This window comes from Mycobacterium sp. E802, assembly GCF_001666875.1.
Lineage (GTDB): Bacteria > Actinomycetota > Actinomycetes > Mycobacteriales > Mycobacteriaceae > Mycobacterium.
In genome coordinates, this window is sequence record NZ_LZJD01000177.1 from 25,773 (window position 1) to 40,547 (window position 14,775).

General features: G+C 65.8%; 14 protein-coding genes. 10 read left to right on the forward strand and 4 right to left on the reverse strand.

Annotated elements, in window-relative coordinates; genetic code table 11:
- The first annotated feature begins 2 nt into the window (after window positions 1–2).
- From A5699_RS25560 to A5699_RS29390, 9 genes are all read left to right on the forward strand, one after another.
- Entirely contained in the window at window positions 3–755 is a 753-nt protein-coding gene (locus A5699_RS25560; protein WP_067775797.1) for a succinate dehydrogenase/fumarate reductase iron-sulfur subunit, read from the forward strand.
- Window positions 756–900: 145 nt separating this feature from the next.
- Window positions 901–1,905, forward strand: coding sequence for a MoxR family ATPase (locus tag A5699_RS25565; RefSeq protein WP_067775800.1), 1,005 nt, complete (start codon window positions 901–903; stop codon window positions 1,903–1,905).
- Window positions 1,906–1,914: 9 nt separating this feature from the next.
- Window positions 1,915–2,805 (forward strand): DUF58 domain-containing protein, encoded by an 891-nt coding sequence (locus tag A5699_RS25570; protein ID WP_067775803.1) that lies wholly within the window; start codon window positions 1,915–1,917, stop codon window positions 2,803–2,805.
- The gene (locus A5699_RS25575) at window positions 2,805–3,278 is read left to right on the forward strand and encodes a hypothetical protein (protein ID WP_067775806.1); all 474 of its coding nucleotides are present in this window, start codon (window positions 2,805–2,807) and stop codon (window positions 3,276–3,278) included. Before A5699_RS25570 ends, A5699_RS25575 begins: the two co-directional genes overlap by 1 nt.
- Window positions 3,269–4,345, forward strand: a complete 1,077-nt coding sequence (locus A5699_RS25580; RefSeq protein WP_067775809.1) for a hypothetical protein — start codon at window positions 3,269–3,271, stop codon at window positions 4,343–4,345. Before A5699_RS25575 ends, A5699_RS25580 begins: the two co-directional genes overlap by 10 nt.
- Window positions 4,342–5,379 carry a VWA domain-containing protein gene (locus A5699_RS25585; protein WP_067775811.1) on the forward strand — a complete coding sequence of 346 codons (1,038 nt, stop codon included), beginning with the start codon at window positions 4,342–4,344 and terminating at the stop codon, window positions 5,377–5,379. Before A5699_RS25580 ends, A5699_RS25585 begins: the two co-directional genes overlap by 4 nt.
- Complete coding sequence (locus tag A5699_RS25590; RefSeq protein WP_067775814.1) at window positions 5,376–6,404, forward strand: hypothetical protein; 1,029 nt, start codon at window positions 5,376–5,378, stop codon at window positions 6,402–6,404. The genes A5699_RS25585 and A5699_RS25590 overlap by 4 nt, the downstream gene beginning before the upstream one ends.
- Window positions 6,401–7,252: a hypothetical protein gene (locus tag A5699_RS25595; RefSeq protein WP_067775817.1), complete on the forward strand. Its 852-nt coding sequence runs from the start codon at window positions 6,401–6,403 to the stop codon at window positions 7,250–7,252. The genes A5699_RS25590 and A5699_RS25595 overlap by 4 nt, the downstream gene beginning before the upstream one ends.
- A 75-nt stretch (window positions 7,253–7,327) precedes the next feature.
- A complete protein-coding gene (locus tag A5699_RS29390; RefSeq protein WP_142253790.1) occupies window positions 7,328–7,489 on the forward strand; it encodes a hypothetical protein in 162 nt (53 codons plus the stop codon).
- 14 nt (window positions 7,490–7,503) lie between these two features.
- Here the strand turns inward: A5699_RS29390 and A5699_RS25600 are convergent, their stop codons facing one another.
- Complete coding sequence (locus A5699_RS25600; RefSeq protein ID WP_067775820.1) at window positions 7,504–7,989, reverse strand: flavin reductase family protein; 486 nt, start codon at window positions 7,987–7,989, stop codon at window positions 7,504–7,506.
- 91 nt (window positions 7,990–8,080) lie between these two features.
- Here A5699_RS25600 and A5699_RS25605 point away from each other — a divergent pair, with 91 nt between their 5' ends.
- Window positions 8,081–8,743 carry a GAP family protein gene (locus A5699_RS25605; RefSeq protein ID WP_067775823.1) on the forward strand — a complete coding sequence of 221 codons (663 nt, stop codon included), beginning with the start codon at window positions 8,081–8,083 and terminating at the stop codon, window positions 8,741–8,743.
- Window positions 8,744–8,749: 6 nt separating this feature from the next.
- Here A5699_RS25605 and A5699_RS25610 read toward each other — a convergent pair whose 3' ends face one another.
- The 3 genes from A5699_RS25610 to A5699_RS25620 all read right to left on the reverse strand — a co-directional run bounded on the left by A5699_RS25610 (window position 8,750) and on the right by A5699_RS25620 (window position 14,727).
- The gene (locus A5699_RS25610) at window positions 8,750–10,492 is read right to left on the reverse strand and encodes an AMP-binding protein (RefSeq protein ID WP_197508395.1); all 1,743 of its coding nucleotides are present in this window, start codon (window positions 10,490–10,492) and stop codon (window positions 8,750–8,752) included.
- Between the two features lie 55 nt (window positions 10,493–10,547).
- Complete coding sequence (gene pe, locus A5699_RS25615) at window positions 10,548–11,663, reverse strand: acyltransferase PE (RefSeq protein WP_067775829.1); 1,116 nt, start codon at window positions 11,661–11,663, stop codon at window positions 10,548–10,550.
- A 70-nt stretch (window positions 11,664–11,733) separates the two neighbouring features.
- Window positions 11,734–14,727, reverse strand: a complete 2,994-nt coding sequence (locus tag A5699_RS25620) for an RND family transporter (protein WP_067775832.1) — start codon at window positions 14,725–14,727, stop codon at window positions 11,734–11,736.
- Window positions 14,728–14,775: the final 48 nt, after the last annotated feature.

Here is a 14,775-nt window from a genome sequence, read left to right on the forward strand (position 1 = left end):
GCATGAGTGCGTATGACGCGAACCTGCGGGTGTGGCGCGGCGACGAAACCGGCGGCGAGCTTCACGACTACACCGTCGAGGTGAACGACGGTGAGGTGGTGCTCGACATCATCCACCGGTTGCAGGCCACCCAAACCCCGGACCTGGCGGTGCGGTGGAACTGCAAGGCAGGTAAGTGCGGATCCTGCTCGGCGGAGATCAACGGCCGCCCACGCCTGATGTGTATGACCCGGATGTCGACGTTCGACCCGTCCGAAACCGTCACCGTGACGCCACTGCGGACATTCCCGGTGATGCGCGACCTGGTGACTGACGTGTCGTTCAACTACGAAAAGGCGCGTCAGATCCCGTCGTTCACGCCACCTAAGGATCTGCAGCCCGGCGAGTACCGGATGCAACAGGAGGACGTGGGCCGCAGCCAGGAGTTCCGCAAGTGCATCGAGTGCTTCCTGTGCCAGAACGTCTGCCACGTGGTGCGTGACCACGAGGAGAACAAGCAGGCGTTCGCCGGCCCGCGGTTCCTCATGCGGATCGCCGAGCTGGACATGCATCCGCTCGACGTCGCCGACCGCCAGGAGATGGCCCAGGACGAGTTCGGGCTGGGCTACTGCAACATCACCAAATGTTGCACCGAGGTGTGCCCGGAGAACATCAAGATCACCGACAACGCGCTGATCCCGATGAAGGAGCGTGTGGCCGACCGCAAGTACGACCCGATTGTGTGGTTGGGCAACAAGCTTTTCCGGCACAAGTAGTCACCCCGAGCGTGCGTTCAGATCGCGATCCGGCACGAATTCGCGATCTGAACGCACCGTCGGGACAAAAATTTTGGTGTACCCGCGCCAGCCCGACCGTTGTTAGGCTCAATCGACATCACGCGCGCTTCGACGGGGGATACGCATGCAGTTGTCCGGGCCTCAGCTGTCCCACGAGGATCTCCAACGCGTCGGTGGGACGGTCCAGTACCTGCAAAACGCCCTGTCGGCGAAGATCGTCGGCCAGAAGACACTGCAGCAGTCCCTGCTGATCGGGCTCATCGCCTCCGGCCATGTCCTGCTGGAAAGCGTTCCCGGACTGGCCAAGACGACAGCGGCAAAGACCCTCGCCGAGAGCCTGTCCGCCCGGTTCCAACGCATTCAGTGCACGCCGGACCTGCTGCCCAGCGATATCACCGGCGGCCAGATCTGGGACCAGAAGAACGGAGAGTTCAAGGTCTCGTTCGGCCCGGTGCACGCCAACATCGTGCTGCTCGACGAGATCAACCGGTCCTCGGCGAAAACCCAGAGCGCGATGCTGGAAGCCATGGAGGAGCGGCAGACCACGATCGGCGGAACCGTCTACCCGCTGCCGAACCCGTTCCTGGTGCTCGCGACGCAGAACCCGATCGACCAAGAAGGCACGTACCAGCTGTCCGAAGCACAGATGGACCGCTTCATGCTGAAAGACATCCTCACCTACCCCTCCCCCGACGAGGAAGAGGAAGTCATCGCCCGGATCGCCGGCGGGGTCTTCGACAACCATCCGCAAGCCGGCAACGGCCAACTCGATACGCAGCGCGTGCTGTGGCTTCAGACCATGTTCAAGCGGGTGTTCATCGACCGGTCGATCGTCAAGTACGCCAGCTACATCGTGAACGCCACCCGCCACCCCAAGAATTACCTCGAACCGCAACTCGCCGACCTCATCCAGTTCGGCGCCAGCCCCCGGGCCACCATCGCCCTGTGCCGGGCGGCCTGCGCCCACGCACTACTGGAAGGCCGGCCCTACGCCGTGCCCGACGACGTCAAGGCGGTCGCAAAACGTGTTCTGCGACACCGCATCATCTTGAAATTCCAGGCCTCGGCTCAGGGCATCACCCCCGAGTATCTGATCGACGGCATCCTGCACCGCGTGCCGACGCCGTAACGAGCCACGATGGGGGACATTCTCAACCGGGTCCGCGCCCACCTCAACTTCGACCCTCGGGCCGTGGGGATGCGGCTGCGGTCACACCGGGTCCTGGAGGGCGGCCACACCTCGCTGCAGTTCGGCCGCTCCGACGATTTCGTCGACCTGCGCGAGTACGCCATCGGTGACGATGTCCGCGACATCGACTGGAAGGCCTCGGCCCGCAACACGCACCTGGTCGTCCGTCGCTACGTCGCGGAAAAAGCCCAGGAGTTCCTGCTGATCGCCGATACCGGCGCGAACCTGCTGGCCCACGCGCCCAGCGGGGAAAGCAAACGCGACCTGGCCATCCTCTCGCTCGGCGCGGTCGGTCTGGTGGCCTCTGCGCAGGCCGACAAGATCAGCCTGGTCTACGGCGACGACCGGGGCTCGTCGATCGAGCCCGGCAAGACCGGCGAGGACCATCTCGAACAGATGCTGACCCTGCTCAGCCACCTGCGCATCGAGGTGGGCAACCCGTCCAACATCGTGCGGCAGCTCGAGTTCGTCGCCGGGACCCTCGACAAGCGCTACGCCATCTACATCGTCTGCGATCAACCCGCTGTCACACCGGATCTCGTTGCGGCGGCGATGACGGTGCGGGGCCGCAACGAGATCCACTGGATCCTGATCGAGGACCTCGACATCCTCGGCCAGCCGCATGCTGCCGACGAAGTGCTCGACGTCGCCACCGGCCGGGCCTTGCTGACGCCGTCGGTCCTCGGCGCCAAAGTGCTGGACTCCTATCGCCGGGCGGAGGCGGCCCGGATGGCCGAATGGCAGTCCTTCATCGCGCAACTCGACAGCCCGTGTGTGCGGATCTCCTCCAGCGCCGACATCGGGCCGGCCCTGTCCGCACTGTCGGAGGGGCGGTCCTGATGCACGATGCGGTCGAGTTCCTGTTTCCACCGATGCCGTACTCGGTGTGGTGGGTGATCGGCGCCGCGCTGTTGGTGTTGCTCATCATCGGTTGGATCGTCGGGGTGATCGTGTGGACGCTGCCCATCGAGGTGCTCCGGAGAATTCCCGTCATCCGCGACATCAGCTACCGGGTGCTGCGCTTCAAATTCTCCCGGTCGCTGACCAGGATCGAACAGCTGCACCATGAGGGCCGGCTGTCCACGCGTGACGCCTTCCACGAGATCAGCCGGATCTTCCGCAATTTCATCAACTTTCGCACCGGTTTCCAAGCCCGGCGGATGACGGCGACGGATGTCGCGCACAGCCCGCTGGCCGGTCCCGCCCTCAACGTGCTGGCGATGACCTACACCGGCCAGTTCGACGAGGCCGATCCGCGGTCGGTACCCGGCGTCGTCGACGCGGCCCGGACGGCGGTGCTGACATGGGCGTGAAATGGCCCCTCCTGCTGCTGCCGATCGCCATCGCCATCGGGGTGGCGGTGTGGTACGCCATGCGGCGCACCCGCTTCGGCTGGCAGGGCGAATTGCCTTATCTGGCACGGTCATACCGGATCACGACCCTGCCCGAGTATCAACGTGCGCTGCGGCTGCACGAGCGTCTTTCCGTCGCGGCGCTGGTATTCGCGATCGTCGCAGTGTTCATGCTGATCGGTGCCACCCTGCGCCCGACCAAAACCTACGAACCGCAGCTGGCCGGGTCGGACACCCCGAATGTCGACATCATGTTGTGCTTCGGTCCGCTCTACAACATCGGCTTGACCGACAGCTCTGCCATATCCCAGCTGATGAACATCGTGAGCGAGAAAGTGGACGGCTTCGGCAATCAGCGCATCGGGATGACCAAGGAGTTCTATCGCAACTTCCCGGTCACCTCCGACCTGCCATGGGTGTCACAACGCCTCTCCGATATCGCCAAAGTCGCCGAGGCCGCGTCGGCCAAAGACAATCCCGCGGCGGCATTTTCGTCAGACAGCGAGCTGTACAACCGCTACGCCGACGCCAGGTCGTCGATCAACGACACGATCGCGATGTGCGCGATGGGTCTTCCCGCGGTCGGCTCGGACAACGGTCGCGGCCGGGTGATCCTCTACGTGGGCGGCACCAAGAGCTACTCCGACACCCCGCCCACGTACTCCGACGGCATGCTGGCCGAGATCGTCAAGGACACAAAGATCCAGGTGAACACGATCGTGCCCGGCACCCATCCCGGCGACTTCGTGACCAAGCTGGTCAAGCAATCCGGTGGCCGCCAATACCTGTACACCGAGGTGGGCGGCATCGTCGGCGACGACGCGACACCGCGGAAGATCGACAACCAGAAAGAGGAGCTGTCGAGCGCGATCGACAAGATCCTGTCGAACCCACCGCCGTCGGCACTCGATGAGCAGCGCGAGGAACAGAAGCATCCGTTCCGATGGGACGTGCCCGACCTGCTGCTGCAGATCGCGTTGATCGCGGCTGTCGGACTTGCCGCCGCACGGCTGGGGATGCGGCTGTGAAACTCAGTGTCGCCCCGGTGTTCCCGATCTGGCTCATCGTGCTGCTCGTGCTGGTGGCCGTCGGCCTGCGGGTGACGGCCGCCATCGTCACGGCCCGGCGCCGGGGCAGGATGCCCGTCGGCCGCGAATGGCTACGGCTCACGATGGCCGTGGTGGCCATCCTGAGCCTCGGCCTGGCCGCCACCCGCCTCGGCGACGAGTCCGACGCCGAACGCCCGCCTCGGCTGACCGCCACCGCCGAGGAATCCAACATCAACGTGTTCCTGGTGATCGACCGCTCGGCCGGCATGAATGCGAACGGCTTCGGCCGTTCGGCAGGAACCGCCTACGGCGACAGCGAAACCCGACTGGAGGGCGCGATGAGAGACGCCCAGGTGGTGCTGACCAAGTATCCCGACGCCCGCTTCGCGGTCATCTCCTACGCCGACACCGCGCGCGTCGACTGGCCGATCTCCCGCGACGAGTGGAGCCTGGCGCCGTTCCTGCAGAACGTCGAACCCTACGGCGAACGATCGACCGACGGCGTGGTGGAAACCGATGTGGCGGTAGCCAATTCGCTGCTCAAAGACCAACTCAATGCAGCCTCGCGCCGGTATCCGGGATCGGCGAACCTGGTCTTCATCTTCGGTGCGGGCAGTGACACCGACGACCCGGCATTCGACATCCCGTTGGCTCAGGTATCTGGCGGGGCGGTGTTCGGCTACGGGACCAACGACACCAAACCCCGCGTCTACGCCGGCAAGAACTATGACACCGTCGACGTGCCGCTCAACGAAGAAGCGTTGACCGCCGCGGCCGACAGTCTGGGACTTCCGTTCGAGAAACGTGAGAGCGGGCTGATCGACGCCGACGAGCTGCCCTCGGCCGTCCCGCAGGCCGTCCCGGCCGACCCGATCGTTCCCAAAGTCCCGCACCCGGACCGGATCGAGTTCTACTGGTTCTTCGCCGCGATCGCCGCAGCGCTGTTCGGCGTCGAACTGTACGGGCTGGCCGGCCACTGGCTGCGGCGCCGAAGGGGGACTCTACGGAAATGACGCAGACGCTCCCACCCACCGAGTCGAGCGCGGCACAGGCCACCGAACACAAGCCGGCCGCCGCCCGACCGAGCCGCCTGCAGTTGCGGCGCACGCTTCTGCTCTGGTCGACTCCCGTGCTGGTACTGCTGCTCCTGCTGGCGGTCAAGATCGCCAGCCTCGGCATCCTCGGCAACAAGCTGCCCGGTCAGTTCGCCGCCCGCGACGACGCGGCCATGCAGAACACGCTCGAGTGGATCGATGTCGGCAACATCGGCCGAGGCTTCCGGGAGAAGCACGCCCAAGGTGACCTGCTGATGCTGCGCGGCGACGTTCCCGGCGCCTTCGAGCAGTTCAAGGCCGCACACGAACAGGAACCGAAGGCGTGCCCGCCGCGTGGCAACTTCGCCCTGATCTCCGAGAAGTTGAGCGACAACGAACTCAAACAGGGCCATTTCACCAAGGCGCGGGAGATCCTCAGCCCCGCGGTGGACGCGGCCATCGGCGACACCGGTTGCTTCACGACGTTCCCCTCCGCGAGCCCCGACGTCCGCGCGTTCGTCGGCGAAACACCCGAGCGGCTGACCAACAAGCTGGCGGCGCTCAAAGGCGGAGCGCTGACGAAGACACCCGACGGCTACGACTACAAACGTGCGCCCGGCGGCGGAATCGACTTCACCGAATCGAAGACCGGCCCCTGCCCCTATCCCGATGACGAAGCCCGCATGAAGGACTGCATCACGATGAAGGACCGGGAGGTGGCACAGAAGACGGAAGCCGCGCGCCAGGCTCAGCAGCAACAAGAGCAGGCGCAGCAGCCCCCGCCGGATCCCAACCAGCCCGCGCCCGCCGATGCCCCGCCGCCGGCGCCGGCGCCAGGTCAAGGCCCAGGTCCGGGTCAGGCACCGGGCCCCGACGGACCCGTGGAATATCCCGATCACGTGGAGCTTCGTCCGGCCGACGGTCCGGGGTTCTGCGATCCGGACGGAACTCCGCTCGGCCATTTGACCGCCGCCATGTGCAGTACCGCAGGACCGCAGCCGTGACCGGGCCCAACGGGATGCCCGACCAGTGGTCATACTCGGCACCGCCAGGTGCGGCCCGCGCGCGGAAGCTGTCCCGCCGGACGATCGTCGTGGGCAGCGTGGGCGTCGCCGTCGTGGTGCTGTTGGCCGTCGCACTGGTGGCGTGGCTGGCCTGGCCGCGTACAGCGCCGATCGACCAAGCCGACGCACCGGACACGGACAGACCCCTGCTCAGCGACAAGCCGCCGACGATGATCCTCAACGCGATCGATTTCGATTCGCTGTATCCGCCGGGCTACACCGAATTCGACTACACGAAGATGGACCGCGGCACGGATTCGTCCTACGACCCCGACCGCAAGTACACGTTCTCGTCCGATCCCGCGGGCTGCACGTCCGACGACGACCCGATGTACAACGCCAAGTACGACTTCGGAAGTGACGACAAAGATCCGGAACGCTACAAGGACTCCCGGATCTCGCGCTTGATGTACCCCGTCGACGATCCGGGCGGAAACAAGGAAGACAGTCAGTCCTTCTCGCTGACGGTGTTCGTGTCGAAAGATCCGACCAGCCTCGACTTCAGCCGCCAGTGGTACGAGCGCTGCAAGGGCGCCAAGGTGACCACCGTCGTCAGCAAGAACGGTCAGGTCATCGAGACCAAGACGCGGACCCTGGACCATCTGGTGACGGCCGCGCCGGAATCGGCCGCCGACGACTCCTTCGCCCTGACGACGACCGAGACCGAGGAGTGCGATTACTACGGTCTGGTCCGGGGAATGATTGTGAATGTCACGTGCCCGCCAGCTCAGAAGGACGCCGGTGCGCAGTTGTTCCGCAAAGTGATCATCGGGCTGCAGGAGGTTTGAGCCGATCCTCGAATCGGCGGGTAGGCTCGCCGGAAAGCAGCCAATCAGCCGAAATCAGCATTGAAAGGCAGCTCCATGAGCATGGGACAGATCCACAGCGTCAACGAGATCCGCACCGCGATCCGGGAACTGTCGGCCCGGGCGGAGCTGGCCCGGAAAGAGGGCCGCCCCGCCGATGCCGGAGAGATCGAACAGCGCATCGCCAAGTACCGCGACGAGCTCGCCGCGCGGCCCTGACCCGAACCGGAAGCTCAGGCGCCGAGCTTGCGGAACGTGCTGCGGTGGAAGACGATCGGCGCCACCTCGGCGTTGACCGTGATGTCACTGACCCGCAGCACCACGATGGTGTGGTCGCCGGCGGGCACCAACTGCTCGATGGCACTCTCCAGCCACACGCTCGTGCCGTGGATGAACACCGCGCCGGACTCACGTGACTCGGTCTGAAGCCCGGCGAAGCGGTCCCCGGTCTTGGCGGCCAGGGCGCGTGCCGCGGCGTCATGGGACTCCCCGAGCACACTGATCCCCAGCGACGGAAGATCCTTCAGCTTGGGCCAGGTGGTCGACGAGTTCTGCACGCAGAACGACACCAGCGGCGGGTCCAGCGACACCGGTACGAAGGTGCTGGCGGCCAAGCCGACCAGGGTGCCCTCTACCTCGGCAGCGATCGCGATGACACCGGACGGGAAGTGGCCGAACGCTTCACGCAGCGACGTCGGGCTCAATTCTGTTGCACTCATAACACCTCCATCTTCACATGTGCCGACCCACACCGCCCAGGTCCGGGTGCGGCCAGCGGGACAACGTTGGCGGAGTAAGTTGGCGCCCATCATGTGGATCACGCTCCTGGTGATGGCCGCGGCAGTCAGCCTGGAGCCGTTTCGGATCGGTATGACGATCGTGATGCTCAACCGGCCGCGTCCGCTGCTGCAGTTGCTGGCCTTCCTGATCGGCGGATTCGCGATGGGCACCGCGGTCGGAGTGGTGGTGCTGTTCATCCTGCGGCCGGCACTGGGCTCGTCCCATTTCACGCTGCCCAGGGTTCAGCTCGCGGTGGGAGCGGCGGCGTTGCTGGCCGCGGCGGTCCTGGCCGCCGGCCGGCCCGCGAGGATGTTCACTCCGAAACCCGATCGGGAACCCGGGCAGCTCGTGACCCGCGCCAGGCAATTGTTGGGCGGTCATTCGCTGTGGACGGCGAGCGCCGCGGGCCTCGGCATCGCCCTACCGTCGGTCGACTATCTCGCCGCGCTCGCGCTCATCGTCGCCTCGGGTGCCGCGGCCGCCACCCAGGTCGGTGCGCTGCTGCTGTTCAACGTGGTGGCATTCGGGCTCGTCGAGATCCCGCTGATTTCCTACCTGCTGGCTCCCGAGCGGACCCGCGCCGCGCTGTCAGCCCTGCACGAATGGCTTCAGACGCAACGCCACCGCAAGGTGGCCGCGGTGGTCGCCACGGTCGGTTGTGTGCTGCTGGTCGCCGGCCTCATCGGCATGTAAACAAGCTCAGGCATCCAACCGGGCGAACTCGTCCTGCCGATACTGCTCCACGCAGGCCGCCCGTCGGATCTTGCCGCTCGTCGTCGTCGGTATCGACCCGGGCGGCACCAACACCAGGTCGCCGACGTTCAAGCCGTGCGCGTTCGATATCGCCGAGGTGACCTCACTCTTGAGCCCGGTGAGCCAATGCACCGCCTCCTCCCCGCGCTTCTTGAGCTCGATGACGGTGACGAGTTTCTCCGTGCTGTTCACCGGGACGGAGATGGCCGCCACCCGGCCGCCGGTGATCTGCTGGACGGTTGCCTCGATGTCCTCGGGATAGTGGTTGCGACCGCGGATGATCAGCAGGTCCTTGATGCGCCCGACGATGAACAGGTGGCCTTCGGAGACGAAACCCAGATCTCCGGTTTTCAGCCAGGGGCCCTCGACCGTGCCCGGGGTCGGGTCGACGAGAGTGGCGCCGAAGCACTGTTGCTCCTCGGCAGGCCGGCTCCAGTAACCGGACGCGACATTGTCGCCGTGCACCCAGATCTCGCCCACCACATCCGGCGGGCACTCGCGGTGGGTGTCGACGTCGACGATCCGCACGATCGGCGATTGCGGCAGCTCGTATTTGACGAGCGACGTGCCGGCCGACCGCGTCGACCGGCGGATGCGTCCCACCGACAGTTCGTCGGTGTCGAACGCCACCGCCCCCGAGGATTCGTTCCACGTGCCCGTCGCCACGAACACGGTAGCCTCGGCCATCCCGTACGACGGACGCAGCATCTCGTCACGAAAGTTGAAGTGCGCGAATCGATCTGAGAACCGTTCCAACGTGCCCGGCTCGACCCGCTCGGCGCCGTTGATGATGCCCAGTACCCCGCCGAGGTCCAGACCCGTCAGGTCGGCGTCCTTCGTCTTGCGGGCGGCGAGATCGAAGGCGAAGTTGGGGGCGGCCGAGAAGGTATTCGGGCTCGACGCCAACGCCCGCACCCATCGGGCCGGCTGCTCCAAGAAGGCGACCGGGCTCATCAGATCAGCGGGGAATCCGCTGAGGATCGGTGCGCAGACGCCCAGTACCAACCCCATGTCGTGATAGAAGGGCAACCACGACACGACCGTGGCCTCGGCGACAGACCGGCTGAGCACGTCGGTGAAGAAACCGCGCATCAACTGCTCGAAGTTCGCCTGCAGATTGCGATGCGAGATCATCACGCCGGTCGGCAGTCGGGTCGAGCCCGAGCTGTACTGCAGATACGCCGTCGTGGGGTACTCGACCGTGTCGGTTTCGATGTCGTCATCCGCACCCGCCGGAGCATCCAGATCCAGCAAGTCGACCTCGAGGATCTTGGGCGCCGTGTCCAACCGGGATTGATCGACGTAGTCACCGACGTCCTCGGCGACCGCGGAGGTGGTCAACACCACCGCGGGCCGGGTGTCGGTGAACACCGCGCTCACCCGGTCGTGGCTGGAGCCGCGATGCGGCAGCGGAAGCGGCACCGCGATGAGCCCGGCCTGCATCGAGCCGAGGAAGGCCAGGATGTATTCCAGGCCCTGTGGGGCCAGGATCACCGCGCGGTCCCCGACGGCGGCGCTGCGCCGGATCGTGCGGGCCACACTCATCGTTCGGCGGGACAGCTGCGACCACGTCACCGTCTCCGCGACCCCGGCCGGGTCGTCGGCGTACTCGGTGAAGGTGAAGGCAATGTCGTTGGGGCGCAAGCTGGCACGTCCGTGCAGCATCGAGAGGATGGTGGACTGGGGCAGGGGCGTCGGCGTCATATCACGTCCGTACTACTCGTGGAATCCGTCGGTGTCGGTGTCAGTGCCCGCCGAGCAACGACAGGGCACCGTTGGCAATCTCGGAAATGGGGTCGGTTTGTCCACCGAACGTGGCCTCGTTGGCCGGTGCGGTGACTTCTGCGGGGTCGAAGCCGTTCACCGGATCCACCGTGACGGGTGCGGTGGCCGGATCGTCGTTACGGGAATAGCCCGCGTCGACCCGGGGCTTGAGGATCGCGTCCAGCTTGTTGAGCGTGTCCTGGTCGTAGCCGAGGTATTTGAAGGGCAACACCAGTGGCAGGTGTTCTTCGGGGACGAGGTACGTCGTCGTCGTCGCACCCTTGGAGTTCACCGTCGTCCGAATGTTCTGCGGGGGAACGTTGCTCGGATTGGTGAAGGCGATCGCGGTGTGCCCGGTGGCCAGTCCGGCGATCGCGTTGATGACGCTCATCCAGTTGTCCGGCCGGTCCGGCCAGTCGGCGATGCTGTCGTAGGCCGAGATGAACTGATCGGTGTGGTACTGGCTTTCCACGGGGGCCGGTATCCGGTAATCCATGAACGGCACCACGCTGCCGACGGGAAAGTTCTGGGTCAGGAAGCTCTCGCCGAACGGATGCCTGGCGATCGGGTCACCGAACGTCGCGAAGGTCAGCTGATCCGGCGGCGGAGCGGTCGGGTCGTTGACGAGGCGGGCCTTCACGGCATTGAGCACGAGCGCGCCCTCGGACAATCCCATCGCGGTTCCGTGGCCACCGCTACGGATGGCCGCGTCGAGGTTTCCCTCGCCTTCGTCGACCGATTCACCGATGCTGGGCCCGTCGAGACCGATGCCGGGATAGATCTGCTCACCGATCGCACCGATCCCGGGGAAGAAGCGTTCCAGGGTGTGGCCCTGAACCTGGCCTGCCGGGTAGTCGACCTTCACCCGCTTCATGCCGGGGAACCAGTGCTCACCGGTCATCCGGATGTATTCGTCATACGGAATCCCCAGGACGTGGGCGCCGCCCAGGGCATAGGCGGTGCCCGGGTCGGCCGGCGCGGGAGCCGGTGGGCCACCGGGGGCCCGGGTATCGTCGGCGCTGGCCGACCCGACACCGAAACATCCTGTGACACCGGCAGTTACCAGAACCGTGATTCCAGCGATCAGCTTCTTCATCTCTGCCCCTGCCCGCATCGCTTCGTTTCGTAGTTTCCCATACATCGCCTCGGTGCGCTTCCCGCCGCCATCACGCGCCGGCCGCCGATCTACGCAGCGGCTTCGAGACCCCCGCGCGTGACGGCCACCAGTTCGCCCGCCCGATCAGCGTGGCGACGGCCGGCACCGTGATGGTGCGGACCACGAAGGTGTCCAGCAGAATCCCCACCCCGATGATGAACCCGCCTTGGATCACCATGCCGATGGTGGAGAACAGCAGACCGGCCATCGAGGCCGCGAAGATCAGCCCGGCCGCGGTGATCACCCCACCGGTCGAACTGAGGGTGCGAATCACGCCGAACCGCATGCTGTGTGACGACTCGTCCCGCATTCGTGACACGAGCAGCATGTTGTAGTCGGCACCCACCGCGACCAGCACCACGAACGCCAATGGGGGCACGCTCCAGTGCAATTGCTGACCGAACAGGGATTGGAACACCAGAACCCCGATACCGAGTGCGGCGAAGTACGAGATCACCACCGAACCGACCAGGTAGAGCGGTGCGACGAGGGAGCGCAGCAGCACCATCAGGATCAGCAGCACCACGATGAGGGTCGCGATGATGATGAACCGGATGTCCTGCTGGTAGTAGTCGCGGGTGTCCCGCAGGGCGGCTGGGAATCCGCCCATCGAGATCGAGGCGTCGGCGAGCGTCGTGTTGGGTTGGGCGCCGCGGGCGATGTCCTGGATCTCGTTGACCTGGTCCATCGCCTCGGAACTGAACGGGTTGAGCTTGGTCTGCACCAGATACCGCACCGAGCGGCCGTCCGGCGAGACGTAAGCCGCGGAGGCCTTCTTGAACTCGTCGAGGCCCAGTACCTCGGGCGGGATGTTGAACCCCGCCTGCGCCGGGTCCGCAGCCTCGTTGCGCATGGACAGCAGGAATGACGAGGCCTGGTCCAACCCGGCCGAGATCACCTTGATCTGCTTGACGAGTTCGTCGACGCCGCCGGCCACCTCGCGGCTCCCCCCGGCCAGGCGGTTGGCCCCTTGCTGCAGATCCCGCAGACCTGCCTGCGGGCCGCCGGGCTTGTTCAGCCCCATGGTGCCGACGGCCTTGCTGACACTGGCCAGGGCTTTGTTCAGCTTGGTGACCGTGGCGTTGAGGGTCTGCTTGTCACCGACACCTTGGAGTTGATGCGCCAGGTCGTTGATCTGGTCGAGGCTGCCGTCGTTGTTGGCATCCATCAGCCGCTGGAACTGGATGCGGGTCTCACTGCACGACGGGTTGCTGTCGCAGACCGTGTTGTTCTGCAGCGCCGCCAACACCGGGCCGATCCAGGCGAACATGTTCTTGACCGCGGAGAAGTTGTAGCCCATCGAATTGGACAGCGCGTTGATGCTGTCGACGAGCTTGGCCGCGACCTCGACATCGTGGACCAGCTTGTCGCCGCCGTATTCGGTTCGCACCGAGGAGAAGGTGTCGACCAGGCTCTGCAGACTGGGCGCGATCTGGTTGATCTGGGTGCGTACGTCGGCCAGGCTGCCGGCCAGCGTGTTGGCGCCGGCCGCCAACCGGTTCAGGTCACCGCTGCGCTGGTCGATCTGATCGGACCCGTCGGCCAGCCGGGTCCCGACGATGCCGGCCTGGAACGTGGCCCGGAATTCCCGGGGCACCTCGCCCAGGGGGCGGGTGATGCCGCTGACCAGGCCGACGTCGGGCAGCTGCGCGACGCGCGAGGCGAGCTGTTCCAGGTCCGCCAGAGCACGCGGGGTCCGGAGATCGTGCGGCGATTGGATCAGGATGTATTCGGGGATGGACTGTGCGATCGGGAAGTGGCGTTCCACCGCGGCATAACCGATCGAACTCGGCGCATCTGCCGCCACAACCTTGCGGTCGTCGTAGTTGTACTGCGCGAAGATCGCGGCACCGGCCAACAGCCCCAACACCAGCAGGCTGGCGACCAGGTGCGGCACCGGCCGGCGCACGATGCGGATACCCGAACGGCGCCAGAACCGGGAGGTCAGCTCCCGCCGCGGCTTGACCCAGCCGCGCGGCCCGACGAGCACCAGGATGGCCGGCAGCAGCGTCAGCCCAGCCAGGTAGGCGACGCCGATCCCGATCGCCGCCGATGTGCCGACGGTGCGGAACACACCCATCTTGGTGAAGCTCAACAGCAGAAACGTCAGCCCGACCGTCGCCGCCGAAGCGGTGATCACCTTCCCGATCGAGGCCATCGCCGCCCGGACGGCCTCGTCGAAATCCTTCCCCAACCGCAGATAGTCGTGATAGCGGCTGATCAGGAACACCGCGTAATCCGTCCCCGCGCCGGCCATGATCGCGCTGAGGAACACAACCGATTGATTCGACACTCCGGCCCCGGTGAGGTGGGAGAAGCCCGCCACCAGGGACTGTGCGATGAGCAGTGAGGATCCGATGGTCACCAACGGCAGCAGCATCGTGACGGCGCTGCGATAGACCAGTAGCAGTACTGCAAGGACCAGGACGGCGATCGCGATCTCGATCGGCAGCCGATCGTGTTCACCCGCGACGGTGAGGTCCGCGGCGGTGGCCGCGGGACCGGTCAGGTGCACGGCGAGTGGACTGCCTGCGGTACTGCGTTCGACGACCTCGGAAACCCGGTTGAACGATTCGATCGCCCGCGGGGTGCCCAACTCCCCCTTGAGGCCGACCGGCAACACCCAGGTGGTCTTGTCCTTGCTCGTCAGGAACGGACGCAACTGCGGGGTGGCGACGAAATCCTGCACGCTCACCACGTCGGCCTGGTCGTCGCGCAACGCGTCGACCAGCTTGCGGTACACCGCCTCGTCGTCCGGCTTGAGGCCGTCCTCGTTGATCAGCGCCACCAACAGCAGGTCGTCGTTGCCCGGTTCGTGGAACGCCTCGGTCATCTTCGCCGCGGTGACACTCGACGGTGCGTCAGCGGGCAGGATGGTCAGCGGATGCTTCTCGGCCATCGCACCCAACGACGGGAATGACAGCGGCAGGGCAACCAGCAATGTGGCCCAGACCCCGATGACCACCCACGGCCATCGCACCACCAGGTCAGCTAGCCGTCGCATGTCACCCTCACCTTCGCCCCGAAGGTGAGGCCGAGCAGAAAATCCTTG

Bases quoted from the DNA above. Each gene is read 5' to 3' on its own strand.
- A5699_RS25570 (WP_067775803.1), top strand. From the start codon at position 1,915: ATGGGGGACATTCTCAACCGGGTCCGCGCCCACCTCAACTTCGACCCT.
- A5699_RS25620 (WP_067775832.1), bottom strand. From the start codon at position 14,727: ATGCGACGGCTAGCTGACCTGGTGGTGCGATGGCCGTGGGTGGTCATC.
- A5699_RS25590 (WP_067775814.1), top strand. From the start codon at position 5,376: ATGACGCAGACGCTCCCACCCACCGAGTCGAGCGCGGCACAGGCCACC.
- A5699_RS25575 (WP_067775806.1), top strand. From the start codon at position 2,805: ATGCACGATGCGGTCGAGTTCCTGTTTCCACCGATGCCGTACTCGGTG.
- A5699_RS25600 (WP_067775820.1), bottom strand. From the start codon at position 7,989: ATGAGTGCAACAGAATTGAGCCCGACGTCGCTGCGTGAAGCGTTCGGC.
- A5699_RS29390 (WP_142253790.1), top strand. From the start codon at position 7,328: ATGAGCATGGGACAGATCCACAGCGTCAACGAGATCCGCACCGCGATC.
- A5699_RS25565 (WP_067775800.1), top strand. From the start codon at position 901: ATGCAGTTGTCCGGGCCTCAGCTGTCCCACGAGGATCTCCAACGCGTC.
- A5699_RS25580 (WP_067775809.1), top strand. From the start codon at position 3,269: ATGGGCGTGAAATGGCCCCTCCTGCTGCTGCCGATCGCCATCGCCATC.
- A5699_RS25605 (WP_067775823.1), top strand. From the start codon at position 8,081: ATGTGGATCACGCTCCTGGTGATGGCCGCGGCAGTCAGCCTGGAGCCG.
- pe (WP_067775829.1), bottom strand. From the start codon at position 11,663: ATGAAGAAGCTGATCGCTGGAATCACGGTTCTGGTAACTGCCGGTGTC.
- A5699_RS25560 (WP_067775797.1), top strand. From the start codon at position 3: ATGAGTGCGTATGACGCGAACCTGCGGGTGTGGCGCGGCGACGAAACC.